Origin of the sequence: Streptomyces ovatisporus, assembly GCF_042653885.1 — a bacterium.
In the GTDB taxonomy this organism is placed as follows: Bacteria; Actinomycetota; Actinomycetes; order Streptomycetales; family Streptomycetaceae; genus Streptomyces; species Streptomyces ovatisporus.
In genome coordinates this window covers 608,122-632,681 of the sequence record NZ_JBHSFH010000007.1, presented here as the reverse complement: position 1 = coordinate 632,681, position 24,560 = coordinate 608,122, and the positions used below count along the sequence as shown (strand labels likewise).

18 protein-coding genes are annotated in these 24,560 nt (G+C 71.7%); 8 read left to right on the top strand and 10 right to left on the bottom strand.

The annotated features are described in order from the left end of the window. Positions 1 to 37: 37 nt before the first annotated feature. Entirely contained in the window at positions 38 to 1,360 is a 1,323-nt protein-coding gene (locus ACFPA8_RS16555; protein ID WP_386449505.1) for an MFS transporter, read from the bottom strand. Positions 1,361 to 1,611: 251 nt separating this feature from the next. Between ACFPA8_RS16555 and ACFPA8_RS16550 the strand changes: the two genes are divergently transcribed. From ACFPA8_RS16550 to ACFPA8_RS16535, 4 genes are all read left to right on the top strand, one after another. Then, the gene (locus ACFPA8_RS16550) at positions 1,612 to 2,301 is read left to right on the top strand and encodes a DUF2848 domain-containing protein (protein ID WP_386449030.1); all 690 of its coding nucleotides are present in this window, start codon (positions 1,612 to 1,614) and stop codon (positions 2,299 to 2,301) included. 304 nt (positions 2,302 to 2,605) lie between these two features. Further along, positions 2,606 to 3,988 carry an MFS transporter gene (locus ACFPA8_RS16545; RefSeq protein WP_386449027.1) on the top strand — a complete coding sequence of 461 codons (1,383 nt, stop codon included), beginning with the start codon at positions 2,606 to 2,608 and terminating at the stop codon, positions 3,986 to 3,988. 173 nt (positions 3,989 to 4,161) lie between these two features. Next, the gene (locus ACFPA8_RS16540; protein ID WP_386449024.1) at positions 4,162 to 5,001 is read left to right on the top strand and encodes a putative hydro-lyase; all 840 of its coding nucleotides are present in this window, start codon (positions 4,162 to 4,164) and stop codon (positions 4,999 to 5,001) included. A gap of 188 nt (positions 5,002 to 5,189) precedes the next feature. Continuing rightward, positions 5,190 to 5,648, top strand: a complete 459-nt coding sequence (locus tag ACFPA8_RS16535) for a nuclear transport factor 2 family protein (RefSeq protein ID WP_386449021.1) — start codon at positions 5,190 to 5,192, stop codon at positions 5,646 to 5,648. 126 nt (positions 5,649 to 5,774) lie between these two features. Here ACFPA8_RS16535 and ACFPA8_RS16530 read toward each other — a convergent pair whose 3' ends face one another. The 3 genes from ACFPA8_RS16530 to ACFPA8_RS16520 all read right to left on the bottom strand — a co-directional run bounded on the left by ACFPA8_RS16530 (position 5,775) and on the right by ACFPA8_RS16520 (position 11,025). After that, complete coding sequence (locus tag ACFPA8_RS16530) at positions 5,775 to 6,788, bottom strand: DUF3048 domain-containing protein (RefSeq protein WP_386449018.1); 1,014 nt, start codon at positions 6,786 to 6,788, stop codon at positions 5,775 to 5,777. Positions 6,789 to 6,940: 152 nt separating this feature from the next. Next, on the bottom strand, positions 6,941 to 8,404 hold the full coding sequence (locus tag ACFPA8_RS16525; RefSeq protein WP_386449015.1) for a radical SAM protein: 1,464 nt from the start codon (positions 8,402 to 8,404) through the stop codon (positions 6,941 to 6,943). Further along, complete coding sequence (locus ACFPA8_RS16520) at positions 8,404 to 11,025, bottom strand: glycosyltransferase (RefSeq protein ID WP_386449012.1); 2,622 nt, start codon at positions 11,023 to 11,025, stop codon at positions 8,404 to 8,406. The genes ACFPA8_RS16525 and ACFPA8_RS16520 overlap by 1 nt, the downstream gene beginning before the upstream one ends. Positions 11,026 to 11,225: 200 nt before the next feature. Here ACFPA8_RS16520 and ACFPA8_RS16515 point away from each other — a divergent pair, with 200 nt between their 5' ends. After that, entirely contained in the window at positions 11,226 to 12,410 is a 1,185-nt protein-coding gene (locus ACFPA8_RS16515) for an MFS transporter (RefSeq protein ID WP_386449009.1), read from the top strand. Positions 12,411 to 12,494: 84 nt separating this feature from the next. On the opposite strand, the gene ACFPA8_RS16510 is transcribed toward ACFPA8_RS16515, so the two are convergent. Beyond that, positions 12,495 to 13,301, bottom strand: a complete 807-nt coding sequence (locus tag ACFPA8_RS16510; protein ID WP_386449006.1) for a class I SAM-dependent methyltransferase — start codon at positions 13,299 to 13,301, stop codon at positions 12,495 to 12,497. Between the two features lie 672 nt (positions 13,302 to 13,973). On the opposite strand from ACFPA8_RS16510, the gene ACFPA8_RS16505 reads away from it, so the two are divergent. Continuing rightward, positions 13,974 to 14,918, top strand: a complete 945-nt coding sequence (locus tag ACFPA8_RS16505) for a D-2-hydroxyacid dehydrogenase family protein (protein WP_386449003.1) — start codon at positions 13,974 to 13,976, stop codon at positions 14,916 to 14,918. Between the two features lie 118 nt (positions 14,919 to 15,036). Beyond that, the gene (locus ACFPA8_RS16500) at positions 15,037 to 15,981 is read left to right on the top strand and encodes a quinone oxidoreductase family protein (RefSeq protein ID WP_386449000.1); all 945 of its coding nucleotides are present in this window, start codon (positions 15,037 to 15,039) and stop codon (positions 15,979 to 15,981) included. A 141-nt stretch (positions 15,982 to 16,122) separates the two neighbouring features. On the opposite strand, the gene ACFPA8_RS16495 is transcribed toward ACFPA8_RS16500, so the two are convergent. The 5 genes from ACFPA8_RS16495 to ACFPA8_RS16475 form a co-directional block, all read right to left on the bottom strand. Then, positions 16,123 to 16,818 (bottom strand): dienelactone hydrolase family protein, encoded by a 696-nt coding sequence (locus ACFPA8_RS16495; RefSeq protein WP_386448997.1) that lies wholly within the window; start codon positions 16,816 to 16,818, stop codon positions 16,123 to 16,125. Positions 16,819 to 16,986: 168 nt separating this feature from the next. Further along, the gene (locus ACFPA8_RS16490; protein WP_386448994.1) at positions 16,987 to 17,307 is read right to left on the bottom strand and encodes a DMT family transporter; all 321 of its coding nucleotides are present in this window, start codon (positions 17,305 to 17,307) and stop codon (positions 16,987 to 16,989) included. Between the two features lie 224 nt (positions 17,308 to 17,531). Continuing rightward, positions 17,532 to 19,598, bottom strand: a complete 2,067-nt coding sequence (locus ACFPA8_RS16485) for a PhoX family protein (protein ID WP_386448990.1) — start codon at positions 19,596 to 19,598, stop codon at positions 17,532 to 17,534. A gap of 406 nt (positions 19,599 to 20,004) precedes the next feature. Beyond that, the gene (locus ACFPA8_RS16480) at positions 20,005 to 20,730 is read right to left on the bottom strand and encodes a class I SAM-dependent methyltransferase (protein ID WP_386448987.1); all 726 of its coding nucleotides are present in this window, start codon (positions 20,728 to 20,730) and stop codon (positions 20,005 to 20,007) included. A 208-nt stretch (positions 20,731 to 20,938) separates the two neighbouring features. Then, positions 20,939 to 21,985 (bottom strand): zinc-binding dehydrogenase, encoded by a 1,047-nt coding sequence (locus ACFPA8_RS16475; protein WP_386448984.1) that lies wholly within the window; start codon positions 21,983 to 21,985, stop codon positions 20,939 to 20,941. A 353-nt stretch (positions 21,986 to 22,338) separates the two neighbouring features. On the opposite strand from ACFPA8_RS16475, the gene ACFPA8_RS16470 reads away from it, so the two are divergent. Then, entirely contained in the window at positions 22,339 to 24,525 is a 2,187-nt protein-coding gene (locus tag ACFPA8_RS16470; RefSeq protein ID WP_386448981.1) for a tetratricopeptide repeat protein, read from the top strand. The last annotated feature ends 35 nt before the right edge of the window (positions 24,526 to 24,560 follow it).

Genomic DNA, 24,560 nt, shown 5'->3' with positions numbered 1-24,560 from the left:
ACGGGCGGCTCGCCGGGGCTGGTCGTCACGGGTACCGCTACTGCGTCTTCACTGCGTACCCCTCCGCCTCCCGCGGGCCGGGGCCGTCCCCCATGAGCTTGGTGTACTCCTCGTCCTCCACGTGGTCCGCGTCCCGCCCGAGGAGCACGCCGCCCACGGTCAGGACCGCCGTGACCACGATGTACAGGGCCAGCGGCAGCCAGGTGCCGAAGCTTCCGAGCAGCGCCGTGAAGATCAGCGGGGCCACGGCGCCGCCGATGACGCCGGCCAGCGTGTAGGCGAGCGAGGAGCCGGTGTAGCGCAGCCGCGGGCTGAACTGCTCGGCCACGAAGGCCGCCTGGGGACCGTAGAGCATCGAGTGGATGACGAGGGCGCCCACGACGCCCAGCACGATCAGTCCCCAGGAGCGGGTCTCGGCCAGCGGGAAGAAGACGAACGGCCACACGCCGGCGGCGACGGCGGCGGTGAGATACAGCCGCCTGCGGTTCCAGCGGTCGGAGAGGGCACCGGCCAGCGGGATCAGGAAGATCTGCAGACCCGAGCCGATCAGTACGGCGGTGAGCGCTTCCCCCTGCGGCATGCCGAGTTGCTCCGTCACGTAGGTGAGGACGAAGACGGTGAACATCGCGTAGAGCACGTCGGGCGCGACCCGGCAGAGGATCGCGGCGACCAGCGGACGGCGCTGGGTGGCGAACACCTCGCGGATGGGGGCTTCGGGGCGTTCCCCGGTGCGCTCCACGGCCTTGAAGACGGGGGTCTCCTCCAGGTGCGTACGCACCCACAGCCCGAAGGCGACCAGGACGCCGGAGAGCAGGAACGCTATCCGCCAGCCGAAGGAGAGGAACTGCTCCTCGCTCAGCACCGCACCCAGCGCGGCCAGTGCGCCGTTGGCCATGAGGTTGCCCGCGGGCGGTCCGACCTGAGCCGCCGAAGCCCAGAACCCTCGCTGCCGTGAACTGCCGAACTCGCTCGTGAGCAGGACCGCTCCACCCCACTCGCCGCCGACGCCGACGCCCTGTGCGAAGCGCAGCAGGACCAGCAGGGCGGGCGCGACGGGGCCCGCGACGGCGTGGGTGGGCAGGCAGCCGATCAGGAAGGTGGCCGCGCCGACCAGCACGAGCGTCGCGACGAGGACACGTTTGCGTCCGATGACGTCGCCGAGGCGTCCGAAGACGAAACCGCCCAGCGGACGGGAGACGTAGCCCACCGCGTAGGTGGAGAAGGCGAGCAGGGTGCCGGTGAGCGGGTCCCCGGACGGGAAGAAGAGCTTGCCGAACACGAGCGCGGACGCCGCGGAGTAGACGGCGAAGTCGTACCACTCCAGCGACGTGCCGGTGAGGCTGGCGGTGAATGCCTTCAACAGCGTTCTGCGGTCCTGGGGGAAGGGTCCGGCGGAGCGGCCGGCGGACGCGGCACCGGGCTCTTCCGGGCCGTGGCGCGGGGCCGGCTCCTCCGCTGCCGACTGCTTCGGCGAGTTGTGGTCCACGGGGCTTCCTCACGGTCGGGGACCTCTTGGGTACGGGAGCATACTTGCTGTATACAGCTCGTATGCGCAACCCTCGGGGGCAGAATTCACGCCCGCGAAACCCAGCCCGACCTGGAGGAATCACCATGTCCAGCCTCGCCTTCACGCTGCCCGACGGCACTCGGCGCACCGTCACCGTGGCGCGTCTGCTCAACGCCGGATACGCGGGCCGCAGCCAGAAGGACGTGGCTGCGCACGTGGCGGAACTGGCCGAGCTGGGCGTGCCGGCACCCGCCACGACGCCCGCCCTGTACCCCGTCGCCCCCTACCTCGCACAGCAGACCGGGAGCGTCCCGGCCCAGCACGGGCGGACCTCCGGCGAGGCCGAGTGGGCGCTCGTCGTGGACGACACCGGCGACCTGCTGCTGACGGCCGCCTGCGACCACACCGACCGCGACCTGGAGACGTACGGCGTCGCCTGGAGCAAGAACGCCGGACCCGACGTGCTCGCCGGGCACGCCTGGCGGCTGGCCGACGTCGCCGACCGCATCGACAGCCTGACCCTGCGGGCCTGGGTCACGGACGAGGACGGCACCGAGGAGCTCATCCAGGACTCCACCGCGGCCGAACTGCTCACCCCCCACCACTGGGCCGAAGTGCTCCGCGAACGCGGCGAGTTGGAGCCCGGCACGGTGCTGATCTCGGGGACCGTGCCGATGCGGCACGGCGTGGACCAGTTCGCCGCGCGCTGGCGCGTGCAGCTCGCCGATCCGGCCACGGGGAACGAGATCTCCCTCGGTTACGACGTCGTGCGGATGCCGGAACCCATCGGCTGAGTTCGCGTCCGGCTGCGTTCCGTTCGCCTTCCGCCCGTCTTCCGCCCGCCTTCCGTCTCCGGGCACCCTTCCGACCACCGCCGGGCTGCGCCGACTTCTGTCGGCGCAGCCCGTTGTCGTGCGCCGAGGGTCACCGGCGCACGCCATGGCGGCCGCGTCCGGCGGCACTTCGCCGGGCAGTTCCCGTGAACGTACCCCTTGAAGGATCGTTCAACGATCCTCTACGTTAGCCGGGCATCAGCACCGCACCCCCCACGAGCCGGCCCCAACTCTCGGCGGCACCCACTCCCTCAGCGAGGTGCACATGAAAAGCAATCCGATATCCGGCGTCCCCCAGGACGGCACCGGCCACGGCGCGGAGCCCGGGCCTGATCCCGGCGCTGATCCCGCCCCCGGCTCCCGCCCCGACGGTCCGGCCGACGGCGGTCCGGCCGACGGCGGACAGGAGCCCGGCGGCTCGGGCTGGTTCGGCTGGTTCCGCGAGCTGGGAACGTCCGGACGACGCGCCTTCGCCGGAGCGTTCGGCGGCTACGCCCTGGACTCCTACGACTTCTTCACCCTGCCGCTCGGCATGGTCGCCATCGGCGCCTACTTCAGCCTCGACACGGGCCAGACCGGTCTCCTCACCACCGTCACGCTGGTCCTCTCCGCGCTCGGCGGCGCCCTCGCGGGGATTCTGGCCGACCGGATCGGCCGCGTGCGGACCCTGATCCTCACCGTCATCACTTACGCGACGTTCACCCTGCTGTGCGGTTTCGCCCCCAACTACGAGACCCTGCTGGTCTTCCGCGCCCTCCAGGGCGTCGGCTTCGGCGGCGAGTGGGCGGTGGGCGCGATCCTCGTCGCCGAGTACGCCACCGCGAAGAACCGGGGCCGCACGCTCGGCGTCATCCAGAGCTCCTGGGCAGTGGGATGGGCGCTGGCAGTCGTCGTCTACACCCTCGTCTTCCAGTTCCTCGACGAAGAGATCGCCTGGCGCGTGCTGTTCTGGACCGGCGCGCTGCCCGCGCTGCTCATCCTCTACGTGCGGCGCAACGTCACCGACGCACCGAAGGCGACGGAGCAGCGCCGCAGCAGCCGCGACCGCGGTTCGTTCCGGGCGATCTTCACCCGCGACCTGCGGCGTACGACGCTCTTCGGCGTGCTGCTCTCCACCGGTGTCCAGGGCGGCTACTACACGCTCGCCACGTGGGTGCCCAGCTATCTGAAGACGGACCGCGGGCTGACCGTCGTCGGCACCGGAGGGTTCCTGACGTTTCTGATCTCCGGCGCGTTCATCGGCTACCTGACGGGCGGCTACCTCACCGACAAGCTCGGCCGGAAGCGCAACGTCGCGCTGTTCGCGGTGCTTTCAGCGATCTGCGTCGTCGCCTACACCAACGTGCCCATCGGCTCGAACACGGTGGTGCTGCTCCTCGGCTTCCCGCTCGGCTTCTGCATGTCGGCGATCTTCAGCGGATTCGGCTCCTTCCTCAGCGAGCTGTACCCGACCGCGGTGCGCGGCACCGGGCAGGGGTTCGTCTACAACACCGGCCGTGCCGTCGGCGCGTTCTTCCCCACCCTCGTGGGGTTCCTCGCGGGCAGCTGGGGCGTGAGCGGTGCGCTCATCTTCGGCGCGGTGGGGTACGGCGTCGCTCTCGTCGCCCTGCTGGGACTGCCGGAGACGCGGGGACGCGCGCTGCTGTGACGGGCGGCGTGCGATACGGACGGGCGATACGGACGGGCGGGCGCCGCGTCCGCCCGTCCGTATCGCACAGACCCGGACCGCCCGGACCCGGCCGGCCGGCGCGCTTGCCCGCCGCCCCCGCCCGCCGCCCGCCCGCTCGACCACTCGACCCGAACCGGAAGGACCGCACCGCCATGTCCCGTACGACACAAGGCACTCCGGCCGTTCCCGGCCCGGCATCGCCTCCCGGAGGTCCGGCCGCCGCGGCGGGCCCCGAGGAGGCACGGGCGGCCTTCCGCGCCGGTTCGACGGCCCCGACCAGCGGATGGGCGCCCGGCTGCACACAGGTCAACATCATCTCCGTGCCCCGCGACTGGGCGTACGACGTGCTGCTGTTCTGCCAGCGCAACCCGCGGCCCTGTCCCGTCCTCGACGTGACCGACCCCGGCGAGACCTCCACGGTGCTCGCACCCGGGGCGGACCTCCGTACCGACCTGCCCGCGTACCGCGTCTGGGAGGACGGCGAACTCGTGGAGGAGCCGGAGGAGGTGACGGGCCGCTGGCGCAACGACCTCGTCACGTTCCTCATCGGGTGCAGCTTCACCTTCGAGTGGGCGCTCGCCGGGGCGGGCGTACCGCTGCGCCATCTGGAACAGGAGCGGAACGTCCCGATGTACGTGACGGACCGCCCGTGCCGTCCCGCGGGGCAGATGCACGGGCCGATGGTGGTCTCCATGCGGCCCGTCCCGGAAGAACTGGTCGGGACGGCAGCCCGCATCACGGGCCGGATGCCCGCTGTGCACGGAGCGCCCGTGCACAGCGGCGACCCGTCCCGCATAGGGATCGCGGACCTCGGCAGCCCCGACTTCGGCGACGCCGTCGACGCACGTCCGGGGGACGTGCCCGTCTTCTGGGCGTGCGGGGTGACACCGCAGGCGGCGGTCATGGCCTCCCGCCCGCCGTTCGCAATCACGCACGCGCCCGGGCGGATGTTCATCACGGACGTACGGGACGAGCGGTACCTCGTCCCGTGAGGAAGAGGGCCGGTGCCGCCATGGCCGAGGACCCCGCGCGGTCGCCTCCGTCCGGGGCCTCCCCCTCTTCACCGGTGACCCGGACGACTTCAGGGGACTGGACAGCGCGGTGTACGTCGTGGCGGGCTGAGGGGAGCCGGGGCGGAACCAGCCACCGCCCCGGGAGATCCCGTCCGAAAGGCACCCGCATGAGCACCCGGCCCCCGCTGCCCCCGTTCACCCTCGAAACCGCACGTCAGAAGGTGCAGGCCGCCGAAGACGCGTGGAACACCCGCGACCCGGAGAAGGTCTCCCTCGCCTACACGGAGGACTCGGTGTGGCGCAACCGCGACGCCTTCGTCACCGGCCGTGCCGAGATCCGGGAGCTGCTGACGCACAAGTGGCAGCGGGAGCTGGACTACGCGCTGCGCAAGGACCTGTGGGCCTTCGAGGGCAACCGCATCGCGGTGCGCTTCCAGTACGAGTGCCACGACGCGGAGGGCCAGTGGTGGCGTTCGTACGGCAACGAGCTCTGGGAGTTCGACGAAAACGGCCTGATGGCCCGCCGTGAGGCCAGCATCGACGACGTCCGTATCGAGGAGAGCGAGCGGCGCATCTTCGGGCCGCGTCCGGAGTCCGAGCGCGGCGAGGGCATCCCGCTGCGCTGACGAGCCCGCGCCCGCAGACCGGGGCGGCGTTCGAGCAAAATCGAGCAAATTCGAGCAAAGGGCCGGCTGCGGGCGTGGTGCCCACAGCCGGCCGCCGCTGCCGGTGTCGCAGACGCCGGGACCGTGTCAGGCCTCCTCGTACACCACCCACACCTGGCCGCGGTCGAAGGCCATGCGTTCGCCGTCGGACTTGGTGAAGGTCGTGCCCGACTCCTCGGTGGGCCTCTCCCACTTGGTCTCGTACGCCTTGCCGTCGCGCAGGACCGTCGCCTCGCCGCTGCCGACGGTCTTCTCGTACGGCGTCCCGCCGTCGTCCGGCGGCATGTCCACCTTCTGCACGACGACGGTCTGCCCGCCGAGCCGTGCGCCTCCCGTGGTCTCCGCCGGTTCGCCGTCGAAGGACGTCAGCCAGCGGTCCTCCTCCGCCGACCAGTTGAAGGTGGTCTGTGCCGAGCCGTAGTCCACGGTGCGCTCGTCCGTCGCCTCGCCGCCTTCGGGAGCGTCGTCGGCGAAGCGGAAGCCGATGTCCTTGCTCTTGCTGGCTTCCGGGGCCGCGGCGAGGATCTTGTCGGGGTGTGCGTAGAGGTTGTGGGGCGCCTCGTTGTCGCCACCGCGGAAGTAGGCGTCCGGGTAGTCGTCGTGCGAGACGCCGTACAGCGGGGACTTCTCGATCAGATCGACGACGCCCTCCCGCGCACCCGAATAGGCCAGGATCGGGCGGTCGAACATCCGAAGCTGCTCGACGTTGTAGGCGCGGGCGCTGCGCACCGGGCCGATCCCCTCGGGGAACTTGCTGGAGAACACCCCGAGAAGCCGGCTCAGGCCGCCTTCCACCTTCTCCACGAAGACGATGTCGGCGTTCTCCAGCTCGGTGTGGGGCCGGGCGTCCTTGTGGTTGTCGATCTTCACCGCCATCACGGGGGCGGGTTCGGCGGGGAGCCCGGTGAAGGGTGAGGTCTCCTCACGCTGCTGTGCGGAGCTCTTGCCGGAGCGTTCCGGTCCTTCCTTCGCCGATGACGCGCCCGCGCCTGCCGTTCCGGCAGCCAGCGCCACCACTGCCAGCGTGGCCAGCAGTCGCGTGGCCCTGCGTATGCCTCCCGGTCTGCTGCCGGACGGCGAGGGGGTGGTGATGCCTCGCATTGCAACTGCCTTCCGTCGTGGGGGATTCGGAGACAGCCACCCCATCGCCGCCGCGCCCCGCCGTCAATACCGCGCAAGGCACTTCCCGGCGGCTGCGGACGTACCGGGTGCCGTGCCGGGGGTACGGCACCCGGCACCGCCCAACACCCCGTTCAGAGCTCGGAGTTGATGATTGCCTCGACCAGCACCTCGCCGTCCGCCGTCAGGCTGATCTGCTTGCTGCCGCCGTCCACGACGGCGAGCCCGCGCTCCTGGAGCGAGGCGAACCGGCTCCGCCACGGCTCGTCGAAGAGGGAACAGCCGGGGAAGCGTTCCTGATGCAGCCGGTCGTCGAGCGGACGGAGCGTGGAGAGCGCCATCTTGACCGCGCGCGACTCCTGCGCCTCCTCCGAGAAGCGGGTCGCCGAACCCAGCGGGACGCGGCCCGCCTCGACGGCCTCGCTGTACTTCTTCCAGTTCACGTCCGTGATGGCCTCGGAGGCACGGCAACTGGAGCTGCCTCCCAGGCCGATGGCGACCTCGGCCTCCTGCTTGTCCTGGTCGACCATGATGGCCTTCCACTTCTCCGGCCCGAGGCCGTCCCGCGCGAAGTACATGGTGGGCCGCTCGCTGTATCCGGCGCTGCGCAGCCCCTCGGTGAGCAGTTCGCGCATCTGGTACTGCTCACCGAGGGTGGGCCAGCGGTGTCCCTTCTCGACGAGCCTGGCGCGGTACTCCGGGAGTTGCCATGCCGCCGGCTTCTCCCCGGCCACGCCCGTCCTGGTGTCGCTGTAGTCCGCGAGGTGCAGCTTCGTGCAGACCACCGCGGTCAGTTCGTTCTCGACGACGATGTCGAGGTCCCGGCGGACGCTGTCCACGGTCTGGTCGAGGAGCCCGTACATGAGGTCGATGCTGATCCACTCGAATCCGAGCGACTGGGCGTTGCGCACGAAGTCCACGCACATCTGCGCGGTGTGCTCCCGGCCGCACTGTTCCAGGACGGGGTCGTCGAAGGACTGCACCCCGCTGCTGAGCTTGGTGCAGCCCAGCTCGGCCAGGAGTTCGAGCTTCTCGGGTGTGAACGTGCTGGGGTCGCCCTCGAACCGGATCGCCGTGTCGGCGGTGAAGGCGAAGTTCTCGCGGTAGAAGTCGAGCAGCCTGCGGATGGCGTCCGGCGGCAGCAGCGAGGGCGTACCGCCGAAGACGTTGAACTCGCCGATCGGAGCGGACGCCAGGCTGGGCACGTCGCGCAGCCACAGCTGGGCCTCGCGGATGTTCCAGTCCACCCACTGTGCGGCCTTGCTGTCGACCGCTTCCGGGGAGCCCTTCGCCAGCACCACCGGGTACTGGCAGAAGCGGCAGCGGTACGCACAGGTCGGGATGTAGGACCACAGGTGGATCGGAGCGGTGGAGGCGAGCTGACGGTCGAGGTCTGCCAGGAAGTCCTGCGGGGAGTGGCCGGGGATGTTGCCGGGGAAGACGTGCGCGCCGAACGGGTCCTCGGTGACGTACTCGACGAGGTGCCGGTTGGCGGGGTCGGTCAGCGTCTCCAGCACCGCCGGTACGGGATGAGCGGGGTCGGTCTGCCGCAGGGAGACGAGGGATTCCTCGTAGCTCTGCCTTCGGGCGATGTCCATCAGAAGACACCCCCGTTGCCGAAGTAGTTGTGTGCTTCGCCGGATTCGCGGTCCTCGCAGAAGTACCGGACGAACTCGTCGAACCTCTCCGGCGGTACGTCCTGCAGACAGGGCGGCAGCGGCGGCGGGTGGCCGATGTCCTCGCCGACGGTGGCGCGCAGCCGGGCGAAGATCTCGTCGGCGAACTCGAAGTACAGCCGGTACGAGGGCGTCTTGTAGGAGTGGATGGGGGTGAAGTCGGCCATCCGCATCTCGTCCTTGATCTCGGCGATCCGCTGCCCCAGCCGCTCGGCGAGTGAGGGGCCGAAGAACTCGATGACGGCGTCGTCGTCCAGGAGGGAGGGGGTCAGCAGCACCGGCAGGATCGTGTTCTTCGGCGTGAAGTCCTTGATGGAGAACTCCCATGCCTGCAGGGCCTCTTCCTCCGTGAGGTCTCCCTCGCGGTCGGGCGCCGGTTCCGGCACCCGGATGTCGCGCATGACGATGATGCCGTCCGAGCCGTACGCCCGCCCGGTGATCACCTCGTCGATGGCGTGGTTGACGCGCCGCGGGTTGATCTCGACCCGCGAGGCGGGAACGTACGCGATGTCCTCGCCGGAGCCGCGGACGCGGATGCCGAAGTCCCAGTCGTCGGACAGGTGGTTGACGAAGCGGCCGTTCTGGAGCTGGTAGAAGATCTCGACCCCTCCGACCTTGTCGTAGGCGTCGCGGTCGACGGCGAAACCCTTCCCGTCGGGGAAGCCGCCGAACAGCGAGAACGTCACGGCGCGGCAGCGCAGCGTCTTCTGGATGGCCTCCCACAGGCGCGGCCGCCGCGTGAAGTGCTCCGGCGCGTAGTAGTAGTCGCACACGCCGATGGCGGCCTTGCCCGTCTCCATCGCGGTGAACAGCTCCCACAGCCAGCGCTCGTCCACACGGCAGTCGGCGTCGGCGGACACGAGGTAGAAGCGCTGCTCGGAGTCGGTCTGCCCGCGCCGGGCGCTGCGCCGGGACGCGAAGTCCATGCCGGTCCTGCGTGCGCAGGCCACACCCTGTTCGGGTTCCGGGACGATGTGGAGGGCGAGGTCGGGATGTTCGGCGGCGAAGCCGCGGGCGATCTGCACGGTGTCGTCGGTGGAGTTGTTGTCCACGATGACGACTTCGTACAGCGACTTGTCCAGCGGGCCGTTCGCGCCGCGCTGTTCGCAGAGCGAACGCAGCACAGCCGGCAGGTTGTCGGCCTCGTTGTAGACGGGCAGCACGACGCTCATGCGCGTCCGCTCGCCCATCGGGGTCAGGAACAGCTCGGCCAGCAGCTCCCCCGCCCGGTCGGCACCGAAGTGACGCTGTCCGAGCCGGTGGTTGTGGTCCGCCATCTCCTCGCGCTTCCTTTCGTCCAGGATCAGCTCGGCCACACTGTCCACGAAGGACGGCGTGGGCAGGTCTCCGTCGGTGAGTTCCATGACGGGGGCGCGGAAGCCCTTGTCCCCGTAGACGGTGTCGTACAGCTCGTAGCGGGTGGTGAGGTACGGGACGCGGGAGGCGATGGCCTCCCCGATCGGGTTTCCGTAGCTCTCGTAGTCGTAGGACGTCAGGAACGAGGCGACGGCGGTGTGGGCGAGCAGGTCCCGTACCGAATACCCGTCCCCGCTGGCGGAACCTATGTCCGCCTCGTGCGGCGCGAGCCGGCCGCCGAAGACCACCCGGTCCGCGACGCCGAGCGACCGGGCGAGCGCGCAGAGCCGGGCGTGCTCGTCGGGTGCTTCGGCGGTGTCCCCCGCGACGAAGAGGTACGCGCCGGTGCGGCCGGCGAGCCCGGCGAGCAGGTGGATGTCCCGGTCGATGCGCTTCTGCGGAATGATCCTCGTGCAGCGGGCGATGAGCGGCACGTCCTCGGGAATGCCGTGCTCGCGGCGGAATCCGCCGGCCCCTCCCGGGCGTGGGGTGCCGGCGGGCGCGTGCGTGAAGGTGTTGGGGAGCACGTCGATGTTCGCGAGGCCCGGCACCCATTCGAGGGTGCGCCTGCGGGCCTCCTCGTGCAGCGCGACGTAGTGGATCCAGGGGGAGTTGCGCGGTGCGACGGTGCGCGGATACGGAAACTCGCCGTACTTCCTGATGCCGGGTTCGCTCTGCCACATCAGGTCGTGGTCGCGCCACAGGACGAATCGGCCGAGCCGGTGGCGGCGTCCGTAGCGCTCGATCGCCGAGTAGAGGGCTCTGGTGTACGTGACGTTCTCGGGCAGGGTGCCGTTCTCGACCATCACGAACGACACGTTCCGGCGTTCCCAGGTCTCGACGATCCGCTCGCTGATCGCCTCGGCCGCGGCGTCGATCGCGGGCAGCAGGTGTTCGCCGGCGCCCTGCTGTACGTACTCGCGCAGCACGTCGGAGACGAACTGCGGGCCGTAGCCCGGTACTTCGTCGAGCCTGTCGATCCGGTCGAGCCGCACCCAGCCGGGGAGGAGCTCGGCCTCGTCACGGTACGGGCGGAAGAAGGCGTTCTTGTCGGCTTTCACGTCGTAACCGAGGTCAAGATGCACCCGGTAGCCCTGCTCCCGGAACGATCTCGCGGTCTTGACGAACTCCACCACCACCCCGGATATCGGTGTGGCGTCGAAAGATGTTCCCCACAAAACGGTCATGGAATCCAGATGCTCCTGCCGTCGCCTGCCGGTTGTCCCTCAAGGGGCCACCGTGAAGGGGAAGTTGACATTCCGGGGCCCCAGTCGAGGAGACCACCGGTGGAGCGGCCTGAGAAGACCGCGCTTCGGTGAAATTCCTTCCCTGTGATCTCCGTGCCAATAACCTGAACCCGCACGGGAGTTCGTGAGAAAGGTGCCGAGTGGTTTCCCAACGCACCGCTGTCGCCGCCGTCTTCGTCGTGAACGGCGGCCTCTACGGCGCCTGGGCGGCCCGGGTCCCGGCCCTCGCCACGCAGGCCCACGCGGACCCTGCCGCTCTGGGCCTCGCGCTGCTCGGCCCCTCCATCGCCATGATCATCACCGCGCCCCTGGCGGCGCGCGCCTGCGCCGCGTGGGGGGCGCGGCTCGTCATCGCAGTGGCGCTCGCCGGCGCCTGCCTGGTGCTGCCGACGCTGGGTCTGGCCGATTCCGTCCTGCTGCTCGGCGTGGCACTCGCCGCCCTCGGTGCGCTCATGGGGACGGTCGACGTGGCGATGAACGTCGCCGCCGTCGCCGCCGTGCGGGAGCTGGACCGTCCGCTCATGCCGTTCTTCCACGCCGGGTTCAGCTTCGGCGGGCTGCTCGGATCGCTGGGCGCCGGTCTGGCGGCGGCGCTCTCCGTGGCCCCGGCGCGGCACTTCTGCTTCGTCGCGGCGGCGGGGCTGCTGGCACTGCTCGGCACCGTACGCTCGGTGCCCGGGGAGCGCCCCGGCCCGCACCGGAAGACCGAGGGCTCCTACCGCGCCGTCGTCTTCCGCAAGCGGCTGTGGCTGCTGGCCACCGTGGCGCTGTGCGCGGCGGTCGCCGAAGGGACCTGTGCCGAGTGGTCGGCGCTCTTCCTCGTGCGGGAGCGCGCCCTCACGGAATCGGTGGCGGCGACCGCGTACTCGGTCTTCTCCGTGACGATGGCACTGACCAGGCTGTTCGGGGAGCGCGTGGAGGCCCGGTTCGGGCCGCACCGGGTGCTGGCGGGCAGCGGGCTCGTCGCCGCCTGCGGGCTGACCGTGACCGCCGCGGTCCCGCTCGGGGCGGTGGCCTACGCCGGCTTCGCGGTGGCGGGGGTCGGTCTGGCGTTCTGCTTCCCGGTGGCCATGGCGCTCGCGGGGGACGCGGGACGCCGCTCCGACGGCAGCGGCGGCGAACGGGAACTCGGCTTCGTGACGACGGTCGCCTACGCGGGTTTCCTCGGCGGGCCGCCGATGATCGGCGGTGTCGCCTCCCTGACGAGCCTCACCGTCTCGATCGGAGTCGTCGGGCTCCTCGCCGCACTGATCACCCCGGCGGCCCTCGCCGTACGGGAACGCGGGACGGCGCGGGAGAACGCCACACCCCGCGAACTCGTCTGAGACGTGCCGGCAGTTGCACACGCCCGCGCCCGCGAGGGCACCGCAGGGAGGGCGGGTGCGGCTGCCGGAGGCAGACGCCGGACGTCAGTCGGCCACGGGGGCCGGCGCTTCGGCTGCCGTGACGCGGATCTTGGACTGTCCGTGCGGCAGCTTCTCCCAGTCGTCCATGAAGCGGGCGGTCAGCCCGTGCTTCTCGGCGAGGGCCGTCAGGGTCTCCGTCCTGTAATAGAAGTCCTCCCGCAGCACCTGGTGTTCGGCGCCCTCCGTGCGGTCGAAGGTGAAGTCGAAGAAGCCCCGCGGGGTCAGGATCCGTCCGACGTGCGCCAGACACTCGTCGATGACCTCGATCGGTGAGTGCGAGAAGACGCTGTGCGCGTGCACGACGTCGAAGTGGCCGCTCGGGAGGAAGTCGAAGGTCAGGTCGTGCGTGAGGGTCAAGTGCGGGAGTTTCTCCTGCAGTTCGTAACCGGCCAGGGTCTTCTTCGCGGCGATGAGGATGTCGGGCGAGATGTCGATGCCGTAGTAGTTGCCGGAGTCCAGGTACTGGATGAACCTCCAGCCCGCGCGGAGGTTGCCGCAGCCGATGTCCAGCATGCGGTGTTCCTTCTGCAGCCCGTGCTCGAGCAGGAAGTCGAACTGCATCTGCCCCAGGGCCAGCCACCGGTCGTGGCTGCGGCTGCCGACGGCCGCCTCCGGATTCGCGGCGGTGTCCGAGGCCATCACTGCCCGGTAGTAGTCGACATGGTCCGGGTGCTTGATCCTCAGCCAGCGGTCGCGCAGTGCACGGCGCAGGTAGGGAACGACCCGTGCCGGGTTCCGCAGTGCGTAGGCGGCCTTGTGCGACAGCCGTGCACGGTTCGCTGCGAGAGAGCGCGGGGTCTTCTTGGGCATCTGGGACGTACTCCTTCGGCGCTGCGGTCTCCTCGACGGCGTACCGATGCGGGCCGTTCGAGGCGAGTTGGGACGGGCCGGGCCGAATGCCCGGCCATGTCCGACACGTTCGCGGCCGAGCGTAAGGCAGCGCGCGGCTGAGCGCGCACGCGCGAGGACGGGCGTCGCGTGCGATCGACGCGTGGTTGTGCAGTGCGCCCCGCGAGTGCGCGGGTGCGCCCGGTGCAGGAGCCGGTGCCGGACTCCTGCGCGGGATCGGTCGGTTCAGTGGACGACGCCGGAACGTCTCTCGTGGCGGGCGGGCGCGGAGGTCCGTGGTGGCCTCGGCCGGGCATCGCGACGCGCTCCCGCATACCCCTGACGCCGTGCCCGGCACCATGGCTCAGACAGGCCCTGGGAAAGTTCCACCCGGACGGGTGACCCCGGAGCGTGCCGCAGGGCGTTGCTGAGCGCCGGGGCGGCTGCCGCCCGCCGGCGGTCCGTGGCCGTTCCGTGTGGTCGTTCCAGAATCATGTGGCGACGATATGGAGAGCGGCCGGGCACCGGCATCCGTCCCCGGTCCCCTCACGTGATCTCCCCCTCGGGTACTACACACGGAGGCCGTCCCGGCCGCAGGCTGGAGTTCCGCGTCGAGCCCGGTGACACCCGGAAACCGGCAGAGAGGAGCGAACCGTGCGCGTCGCCGTCCTGGACGACTACCAGCAGGCAGCCCACCACTTCGCCGACTGGCAGAACCTGGACGCCGAAGTCACTTATTTCCACGATCACTTGGCGGACACCGACGCCCTCGTCGAAGCCCTCCGCGGCTACGAGATCGTCGTCGCGATGCGCGAGAGGACCCCCTTCACGGCCGAACGCCTCGCCCGCCTGCCCGATCTGCGTCTGCTGGTGACGACCGGCATGGCCAACGCGGCCATCGACCTGGACGCCGCCCGCGAGCACGGTGTGACGGTCTGCGGCACCCAGAGCCCCGCCACCGCGACACCCGAACTCACCTGGGGGCTCATCCTCTCCCTCGTGCGGCACATCCCCGCCGAGTCCACGGGGATGCGCGAGGGGCAGTGGCAGAACACCATCGGCGGGGACCTGCACGGGCGCACCCTCGGCGTCGTCGGGTTCGGCAGGCTCGGGACGCGCGTCGCCGCCGTCGCCGAGGCGTTCGGGATGCGCGTACTGGCGTGGAGCGCCAACCTCGACCCGGCCGCAGCCCGCGAGCACGGGGCGGAACCCGTCACCAAGCAGACCCTCTTCTCCGAGTCCGACGTGGTGACCGTCCACTACAAGCTCAGCGAGCGCAGCACCGGACTGATCGGCCGCGAGGAACTGTCCTGGATGAAGCCCACGGCGTACCTCGTCAACACCTCGCGCGGCCCGCTCATCGACACCGATGCCCTCATCGACGCCCTGCACGAGGGCCGTATCGCCGGCGCGGGACTCGACGTCTTCGACATGGAGCCGCTGCCCGCCGGCGACCTGCTGCGCACGGCACCCCGCACCGTCCTGACCCCGCACCTCGGCTACGTCACCGAGGAGACGTACCGCGTCTTCTACGGGCAGGCCGCCGAGGACGTCGCCGCCTGGCTCGCGGGCACGCCCCTGCGCACGCTGACCCCCTGAACCGCTGCCGCGCGGGCCCGGTGGACGTGCCCCTCCGACAGGCCCCTCCGACAGGCGGAGCACACCGCCCGGTGAGACAGTGCCTGGTAGTGCCAGGTGAGGCCCGGGAGGTCGCGGTATGGCGAAGCGAGTGGTGGCCGAGTCCTACGGCGGGCCGGAGGTGCTCTCCCTCGTCGACGTGGACGTGCCGGCTCCGGGACCGGGGGAGGTGACCCTCCGGGTGAAGGCCGTGGGCGTCAACCCGGTGGACTACAAGCTCTACGGCGGCGCTTTCGGCGACGACCCCTCGGCGCTTCCGATGCCGGTGGGGCAGGAGCTGGCCGGGGTCGTGACTGCCGTCGGGGAGGACGCCGAAGGGCCGGGCGGACCGGTGTCGGCGGGGGACGAGGTGATCGCCTTCCCCGTCTCCGGCGCGTACGCCACCGAAGTGACCGTCCCCGCTTCACAGGTCGTGCCCAAGCCTCCCGGGATGAGCTGGGAGACCGCGGCCGGTCTGCTGCTGACGGGGGCGACGGCGGTGCACGCCCTCGCCGTCGTGGGAGTGTCCCAGGGCGAGACGATCCTCGTGCACGGCGCGTCGGGAGGCGTGGGGCTCATGGCCGTCCAGCTCGCCGTGGCGGTCGGCGCGAAGGTGGTCGGGACGGCGAGCGAGCAGCGCCGGGAACTCGTGCAGCGCTACGGGGCGACGGCCGTGGTCTACGGCGCCGGCCTGGAGGAGCGGGTGCGTGCCGCGGCACCGGACGGTGTGAACGCGGCGGTCGACACGGCGGGCACCCCGGAGGCGGTGGACGTCTCCCTGTCGCTGGTCCCGGAGCCCTCCCGGATCGTCTCCGTCCTCGCCTTCGACCGCGCCGACACGGGGATCAAACTCATCGGCAACGCTCCCGGCGCGGACCCCGGCACCAAGATCCGGGGCGAAGCCTGGCGGGACCTGGTACCTCTGGCGCGCGTCGGCAAGGTCGAGGTCGTCGTCGCCCGCACCTACCCGCTGAGCGAGGCTGCCGAGGCCCACCGCTTCCTCGCGGAGGGCCACCCGGGCGGCAAGGTCGTACTGCTCCCCTGAGCGGGCGCGGACCCGGAGACGGCCGGAGGCCGCGAAAGGCCAGGCGACCCCGGCGGACGACCCCGGCGGGGGACCCGGAGACGGCCGGAGCCCCGGAGGCCGCTGCGGCCGGGGCCTTGCGGGGACGGCTGCTCCGGCCCCCTACAGCCTGGCCTCGAGGAACTCCAGGGTGCGCTCCCACGCCAGCCGCGCCGACTCCGGATCGTAGGTACCCAGATGGTTCTCCTCGTTCGCGAACGCGTGACCGGCCGGGTAGCGGTGGACCGTCGCCTGCGCACCCGACTCGGCCCGGATGCGCCCGGCGATCTCCTCGGCGCGGGCGGGTGAGGCGTTCTCGTCGAACTCTCCGTAGTGACCCATGACTTCCGCGCGCATCCCGGAGAAGTCGGCCTCGTCGTCACCCGTCACGCCGTAGTACGGGACGGCAGCGGCGATCCTCTCCCCCGCCGCCGCGGCGAGCGCGAGCACGAATCCGCCGCCCATGCAGAAGCCGACAGCGCCGACGGCGTCTCCCCGCACGGCCTCGTGGGCGAGCAAGTAGTCGACAGCGCCGGTGAGTTCACCCACCGCCTTGTTCATGGGCAGTTCCGAGGCCAGCCGTGCCGCGTCGTCGCTGTCGTGCGTCGTACGGCCGCCGTACAGGTCGGGGGCCAGGGCGACGTACCCTTCGGCGGCGAAGTCGTCGGCCACTCCGGCGATCTGGTCGGTCAGCCCCCACCACTCCTGGATGACGAGGACGCCGGGGCCGGTACCGGCCGGGGGCAGTGCGAGGTAGCCGTAGACGTCCACGCCGTCGGCGACGAAGCGCAGGTTCTGGCGGAGCGGGGGTGCGGACACGGGTGGGCCGCCTTTCGGTCAGGTCGGGGGAGGTGGGGGGCGGTTCGGCCGGAGGACGGGTAACCCGTCCCGCCCGAAGATCACCCCACGCGGCCCGTCTGCCGGAGACCGCGGCATCGCCGCTCGCCGTCCGGGCCTCCCTGACGGCCTGCCGGGCGCGGCCCCGCGTCAGTGGAGAAGCTCCAGCCCCACCACGCCGGCGACGATGAGCAGCAGACAGAGCAGCCGGGCGGCCGTCACCGGTTCCCCGAGCACGACCATGCCGTAGAGGGCCGTGCCGACGGCGCCCGTACCCACCCACACCCCGTAGGCGGTGCCGAGCGGGATGTGGCTCACCGCGTAGGAGAGGCCCACCATGCTGCAGGCCAGCGCGCCGACGAACAGCAGCGACGGCCACAGCCTGTGAAAGTTGCCGGACGCCTGAAGTGCGCCCGCCCACACGGTCTCCAGCACGCCGGAAACGATGAGGACCGCCCAGGCGAGGCCCATGCGCCCACCTCCGCTCACCGCCGCCCGCCGCGCGCACCGTCGCCTCGCCCGGTGCCGCTCCGCTCTCGCTCTCCGGCTCAGTCGATCACACGGACGACCGGGCCGCCCACCGGAATACGCCGGGCCCCGGACGGTGACCGTCCGGGGCCCGCTCGGTGCCTGCCCGCAGGCGACGCGCTCAGCGGACGCACGCCGGCGCGGCCGGCTGCACGCCGATGTCGCGGCTACACGCCGATGTCGCTGCCGTCCTTCCGCCAGACGCTCACGACGGAGGGCCGTACGTACGCGTCGGGTCCGTCGGGCCACTGCGAGGCGGGCTTCTCCACGCTCGCCCCGTCGACCTCACCCGGGTGCTGCACGGCGACCAGCACGCGCCGGGACTGCACGACCGGGCCGCACGTCTCCGCTCCGGTCGGCACGGTCAGGAACGCCCGGACCTCGCCACGCCGCCGTCCCACCGTGGCGACGCCGAACAGGCCGTCGTGGGAGCCGAGTTCGTTGCCGTCCGTGGAGAGCCACAGGTTGCCGTACGAGTCGAAGGTGATGTTGTCGGGGCAGGAGATCGGGGAGACCTGGTCCTTGGGGAAGCCCGCGAAGTACGTGCCGGGGTCGTCCGGGTCGCCGCACACGAGGAACAGGCGCCACTTGAAGCGCCGCGCCGCCGGATCGTCCCCGTGCTCGCTGAACTCCAGCACCTGGCCGTGCTTGTTGCCCTTGCGCGGATTGGCCTCGTCGGGACCGGCCTTGCCCGCCGCTCCGCGGTCGGTGTTGTTGGTCAGGGCCGCGTAGACGCGTCCCGTGCGCGGGCTGGGCTCGACGTCCTCCGGTCGGTCCATCTTCGTGGCCCCCGCCTTGTCGGCGGCGATGCGGGTGAAGACGTAGACCTCTTCGGCCGTCATGCCCTCCACGTGGCTGCGGTCCCCGGTCGCCAGCGGGATCCACCTGCCGGTGCCGTCGAACTCGTGGTCGTCGGAGGGGAGTTCTCCCGAGCCGTCGATGTCGTCCCGCGGGCTGTCGCCGTTCAGCTCGGCGACGTACAGCGTGCCGTCGTCGAGCAGCGTCAGGTTGTGTTCGTGGTCCGCCCGGCTCCTGCCGCTCCGCATCCGCTTCGAGGAGACGAACTTGTAGAGGTACTCGAAGCGTTCGTCGTCGCCCATGTAGACCACGGCACGGCCGTCGCGGGTCAGCCTCGGCTGCGCGGCCTCGTGCTTGAAGCGGCCCAGCGCGGTGCGCTTGCGGGGCGTGGAGTCCGGGTCGTACGGGTCGAGTTCGACCACCCAGCCGAAGCGGTGCGGCTCGTAGGGCTCCTTGGTCACGTCGAAGCGGTCGTCGAACCGCTCCCACTTGCGTTCGGTGTCGGTGCCCTTGAGGGCGTACCGCTCCAGCCTCTTGCGGTGCTCCTCGTCCTTCACCTTCTCGGTGTTGGCGAAGTACTGGTCGATGTTCTCCTCGCCGTGCAGCGTCGTGCCCCAGGGAGTGGTGCCGCCCGCACAGTTGTTGAGGGTCCCCAGCACGGTGCGGCCCTCCGGGTCGGCGGACGTGCGCAGCCACTTGCTGCCGGCTGCCGGACCGGCGACCTCGAAGGGAGTGGTCGCGGTGATCCGGCGGTTGAGGCGGTGGCGCGGTACGGCCTCCAGGGCGCCGGAAGACTTCCCGCCCTCGACGACCACGACGGACAGACCGTGCGCGGCCCAGCCGATCTCGGCCTGCTCCCGGGTCGGCTCGTCGGGGTCGTAACCGGCGAACATCAGGACCTCGTCGGTGTATTCGTGGTTCGCGACCATCAACTGCCGCTCGCCGTCACCTTCTTGCTCCTTCAGCGGCAGGAGCGAGAGGAAGTCGTTGTTGTAACCGAACTGACCGGCCTGCGCCTTGGCCGACTGCTTCTCGGGGTCGAAGTCCGGTGCACCGCGCAGGATCGGTTCGCCCCAGCGGATCACGATGTTCTGGCCGTAGCCCTCGGGGACGGTGACCTCGTCCTTCGTGTTCGGCTCGACCGGCGTGAACCGCAGGCCCTTCGCGGGCTTGCCCTTGGTGCGGCTCGCCGCCGAGGCGGTGCCGTGCTCCCCGCTGCAGGCGCCCGTCCCGACCGCCGTCGCCGCCACGCCCGCCACGGCCCCGGCGCGCAGCACCGAACGGCGTGAGAGGACACGCGCGATGATGTCGCCCGCGTACTCGTTGCCGCTCGTGTTGGGCGCGTCGTGGAAGCAGGCGTCGCCGCAGCGGTACCGGCACGTCATGGCCGACCGGCCGCCCGGGTGCGAGCCGAGTATCGGCAGCAGCTTGCGCATGGTCCCCTCCGGATCTCAGCTTTTCTGTGCGTGGACGCTATGGGCGCATTCCCGCCGTGGGACGACCACGGAGTGAACCGCGGGTGAACCACGTCCGCATTCACATCTCCCGCCGCAGAGCCGGGTTCACCCGGCCCCGCCGGGCCGTGGGAGGCAGCCCGGCCGGGGCGTGGGAGGCGACCCCGCCGGGGCGTGGGAGGCGTCGAGCCCGTGCGCCGCCCGGACTCGCGGGCCGTGCCGAGGAAGGCGGACGTCAGGATCGCCGCCGTCCCGCGGCCGGGGCTGTGCGCGGCGCGTCCCGCACGGCGCCGCCGCGCGGGGCGGCGCCGTGCGGGCCCGGTTCGGCAGCGCGGACAGCGGAGATCCACGCGCGTGCACGGCAGTCCGGTACGGGACGGGGCCCGGTTCAGCCCGCCGGGGGGAGTTCCGCGCCGCGGCGTCGCTGCGCAGGCGGCTTCCGCCGTTTCACCGGGGCCTGCGCCCGCACCATCAGCGTGCCGACGTTGTCCGGCTCCGGGGCGGGCAGGACGTACGCGTCGATGTCCGTGAACCCGCTCTCCGCGAGCAGGTCGGTCCACATCCCGGGGGAGTAGGACCAGCGCAGCACCGGAAGCCTGCGCCCGCTGAGGCCGTTGCCGTACATCGCCTGAGGCCCGTAGAAGCCGTCGATCGGCTCGGCCTGCGAGAGGGCGAGCACACCGCGCGGGGCGAGACGGCGGCCGATCAGCGGGACCAGGACGGCGGGATCGGTGAACCAGGCGGCCCCCCAGCGCGAGTAGACCGCGTCGTACGTGGTGGCGGAGCTGGAGAGGTAGTCGCACGCCTCCGCGTTGACGAACGAGAGGCCGGGGGTGCCCTCCCACCACAGACGTGCGCGGGCGGTCTGCGCGGGGGAGAAGTCGACGGCCGTCACCTCCACGCCCCTGGAGGCGAGGTAATACGCCTCCTTGCCTTCGGCGGAGCCCAGTTCGAGCGCGGTGCGGGGCTGTCCCAGGAAGTCGGGGCCGGGGCCGTGGCCCGGGTACTGGGTCCACTCGAAGGAGTCGACCACGGGAGGCGAGGGCCGGCCTTCTCCCTTGTGCGGCTTGTACGTGTTCCAGTACTCCGGGAGGCTCTTGGACGTGAGGGGCATGCGGTTCCTCGGGAGACGCGGGGCAGAGGTGTCACCTGGCTGGAACCGTAGAGTCGGCCCTTCCCCGGGCGGGGCGGTATGGGCGGGGTTCACCCGAAAGTGCCCCGACAGGGCGTGAGAAGGGCAGGACAGAGCCGGCACGGACCGTGAAGCACCCTTTGTCCGAGGGGAGTTGCGGGAAGTTCCGGAGGGAGCCGCACCCACCGCGTCAGGGGACGACGACCGTCACCCCGGCCGCTCCCCCCGCTCCGGGAGCGTCCATACCGGCCAGCGCCTCCGCCGCGCCGGAGAGCGGGACGCGCCTGCGCAGCAGACGTTCCGGCCGCAGCGTGCCGGATTCCAGCAGGCCGAGCAGCGCGGGGTACTCGTGCGCCTGGATGCCGTGGCTGCCCAGCACTTCGAGTTCGTAGGCGACGACCCGGTCCATCGGAATGCCGACGGCCGCCTCCTCGGGCGGCAGCAGCCCCACCTGCACGTGCCGGCCGCGCCGCCGGAGGCTGCGCACGGAGGCGGTACACGTCTGCGCCCGGCCGAGGCAGTCGAGGGACAGGTGGGCGCCGCCGCCGGTGAGTTCGGCGACGGCCGCAGCGGGGTCCGCCACGGCGGACGCGTCCACCGCTGCCTCCGCCCCCGACTCCCGGGCGAGTTCCAGCGCCCGGGACGAGATGTCCACGGCGACGACACGGGCACCGCAGGCCGCGGCGATCATCACCGCCGACAGCCCGGCCCCTCCGCAGCCGTACACCGCGACGAACTCCCCCGCTGCCGCCCGCCCTTGGCGCAGCGTCGCGCGGAAGGCCGTGCCGAAGCGGCAGCCGAGGGACGCGGCGGTCTCCGAGCCGACGAAGTCGGGGAGCGGGACGAGGTTGCTCTCGGCATGGTCGACGGCCACGTACTGCGCGAAGGAGCCCCAGTGGGTGAAGCCCGGCTGCGTCTGCCGTGCGCACACCTGCTGGTTGCCGGTCACGCACTCCGGGCAGGTTCCGCAGCCGCACACGAAGGGCACGGTGACGCGCCGCCCCACCCACGAGTCCCGTACCCCCGCGCCGACCGCGGTCACGGTGCCGGCCAGCTCGTGCCCGCCGACGTGCGGCAGCCGCACGCCCGAGTCGTGGCCCTGCCAGGCGTGCCAGTCGCTGCGGCACAGTCCGGTGGCGGCCACTTCGATGACGGCTCCGCCGGGTGCGGGGGCCGGGTCCGGTACGTCGCGGAGCACGGGGAGCTGCCCGAACTCCTCATAGAGCAGTGCCTTCACAGCGGGGCAGTATGACAGCCCGGGTGAGAGCTGCCGGGGCGTGCGTGACTGCGCACGTACCCGTACGCGACCCGCACGGGGCGGCCGGGCCACAGCCAGGGCGACGGCCGCGGCGACGGCCGCAGCGACGGAGCGATGTGACGGCCCGCGATTCCCCCCCCCGCCCGGGTCCGCCTCGTCCGGCAGTGCTCGCCCACGACCCGGTCACAGGGTCTGACCAGGCCGGTTGCGCCGGGACACCGCGCTCCGGCGGGCATGGGAAGGTCTCGGTGCCGTCCCGCGAACATCACGGTCGAAGGATCGGCTTGTCCGAGCGGCTGCCAGTGACCCCTGTGCGAGGGGATGCTGGGGGGATGCGTGGGAGTCTGAAGTGGCCGCTGATCGGTACGGCGTTGGTTCTGATGGTGCTGGGCGCGGTGGGCGGCGCCGCCGGGGGGTGGTTCGACCTCGTCTGGATCGCCGCCATCGCGGCAGTGGCCGGCTTCATCGTCTCGACCGCCTGGGAGCACCTCCAGGACAGACGCGCGGACGACGGACTCCCGGACACCGATCCGGAACTCGCCGTGGTCTCCGAGCCGGTGACGTACGACCGGCACCCGGCCGGTGTGCCGGTCGGTACGGCGGACCGCGTGACGGATGCGCTCACCCCGGCTCGCGGAGTCGTCGAATTCATCGGCCGCTCCGAGGAGTTGCGCCTCCTCCACGACTGGTGCGGCCCCGGGGGCGAGTCGGCCCGGCTGGCGCTGGTCACCGGCGCGGGGGGCGTGGGGAAGACCCGTCTGGCACTGCACCTGGCGGAGCAGCTCCAGCAGCAGGGGTGGAGGTGCCGGCGGGTCCTGGACGGTGAGGACGCCGCCGTGGTCGGGGTGGTGGAGGCTTCCCGGCCGGGCCCCGTGCTGCTGCTGGTCGACCACGCGGAGACCCGCCCCGGGCTCCCGCAGCTGCTGGCCTCCGCCGTGACGAGCGACGCGGCCGGGCTGCGGGTGCTGATGCTGGCCCGGGACGAAGGCGAGTGGTGGGAGCACCTGAAGGCCGCGGCGTCCCCCATCGGGCCCGCCGCCTCGGGCGCCGTCACCGTGCAGCTTCAGGCGGACCCGGGAGCCGGGGCGGACAGCCGGGAGCTGGTGGCCCGGGCCGTGCCGCAGTTCGCCCGCCACCTGGAGCTCCCCGTGCCGGACGGCGTCGAGGTCGAGCCCGCCCCCCACCCGGTGCCGATGCTGGTGCTGCACGCGGCCGCTCTGGTGGCCGTCCTGCGCAGCCGCGAGGGTGCCGGTGACGGCGCGGCGCCGCTGCGGGTGGGCGTGGGCCCGGACGTCCTGGACGAGCTGCTGCGACACGCGGCACGCTCCTGGCACGACAGCGCCGCGCAGGCAGGCCTCACAGGTCCTCAGGAGCTGGATGAAGCCACGGTGCAGCACTGCGTCGCCGTCACCAGCCTGCTCGCAGCCGACAGCGAGGAGAGCGCCGCGGAGCTCCTGCGGACCGTCCCCGGCCTCGGCGCGGAGTCCCGCGCCGGGCTCCGGCGCAGGACCGCCCGCTGGCTCGGCAGCCTCCACCCCGCTCCCGTGGAGGGCGCCGTCGCGCCCCTTCAGCCGGCTCTGCTGGCCGAGCGTCACGTCACCACCCGCCTCCACGAGAGCCCGGAACTCGCTGCCGCGATACGCGACCGCCTGGACGTCGTCCAGGCGCTGCGCGCCCTCACGCTCCTCACCCGGGCCACGGCTCACCACCCCCACGCGGCGGGCCTGTTGGAGGACTGGCTGCGGCGGCGGACGGCGGACCTGCACGGGGCTGCGATCACCGTCGCGATCGAGACGCCCGGCCCCCTCGGCGGGATTCTGGCCGGCGCCCTGGCCGTCACCGACGTCCGCCCGGAGGTCCTGGAGCACATCCAGCGCGCCATCCCCTACCCGACCGCCGCCCTGGCGGAAGCCGGCATCGCCGTCACGCGGCGCATCGTCGAGCGGCTGCCGCGCGGCACGGGACCCGAGCAGCGCGCGCTGTGGCTGACCACGCTCGGACTTCAGTACAGCCGGGCGGGGCAGTTGGAAGAGGCGCTGAAGCCGGCGCAGGAAGCCGTCGCACTCCACAGGGAGCTGGCGCAGGACGCACCGGAACGCTTCCGCCCCGATCTCGCGGGCTCGCTCAACAACCTCGGCAACGTCCTCTCGGAGCTGGAGCGTGCCGAGGAGGCGCTGGAGCCCGCGCAGGAGGCCGCCGAGCTCTACCGGGAGCTGGCGCAGGACGCACCGGCACGCTTCCGGCCGCGGCTGGCGGGCTCGCTCAACAACCTCGGCAACGTCCTCTCGGAGCTCGGCCGTACGAAGGAGGCGCTGGAGCCCGCGCAGGAAGCCGTCGCCATCCGGCGGGAGCTGGCGCAGGACGCACCGGAACGCTTCCGCCCGGTTCTCGCCCGCTCGCTCGACAACCTCGGCGACCGCCTCTCGGAGCTGGGACGCGAGGAGGAGGCGCGGAGCCACTGGCAGGAGTCGGCCGCTCTATTCCAGGAGTCCGGTCCGCAGCCGCCCGACCGGAGTTGACACGACGGCGAACCACCGGCGGGGGCCACGGACCG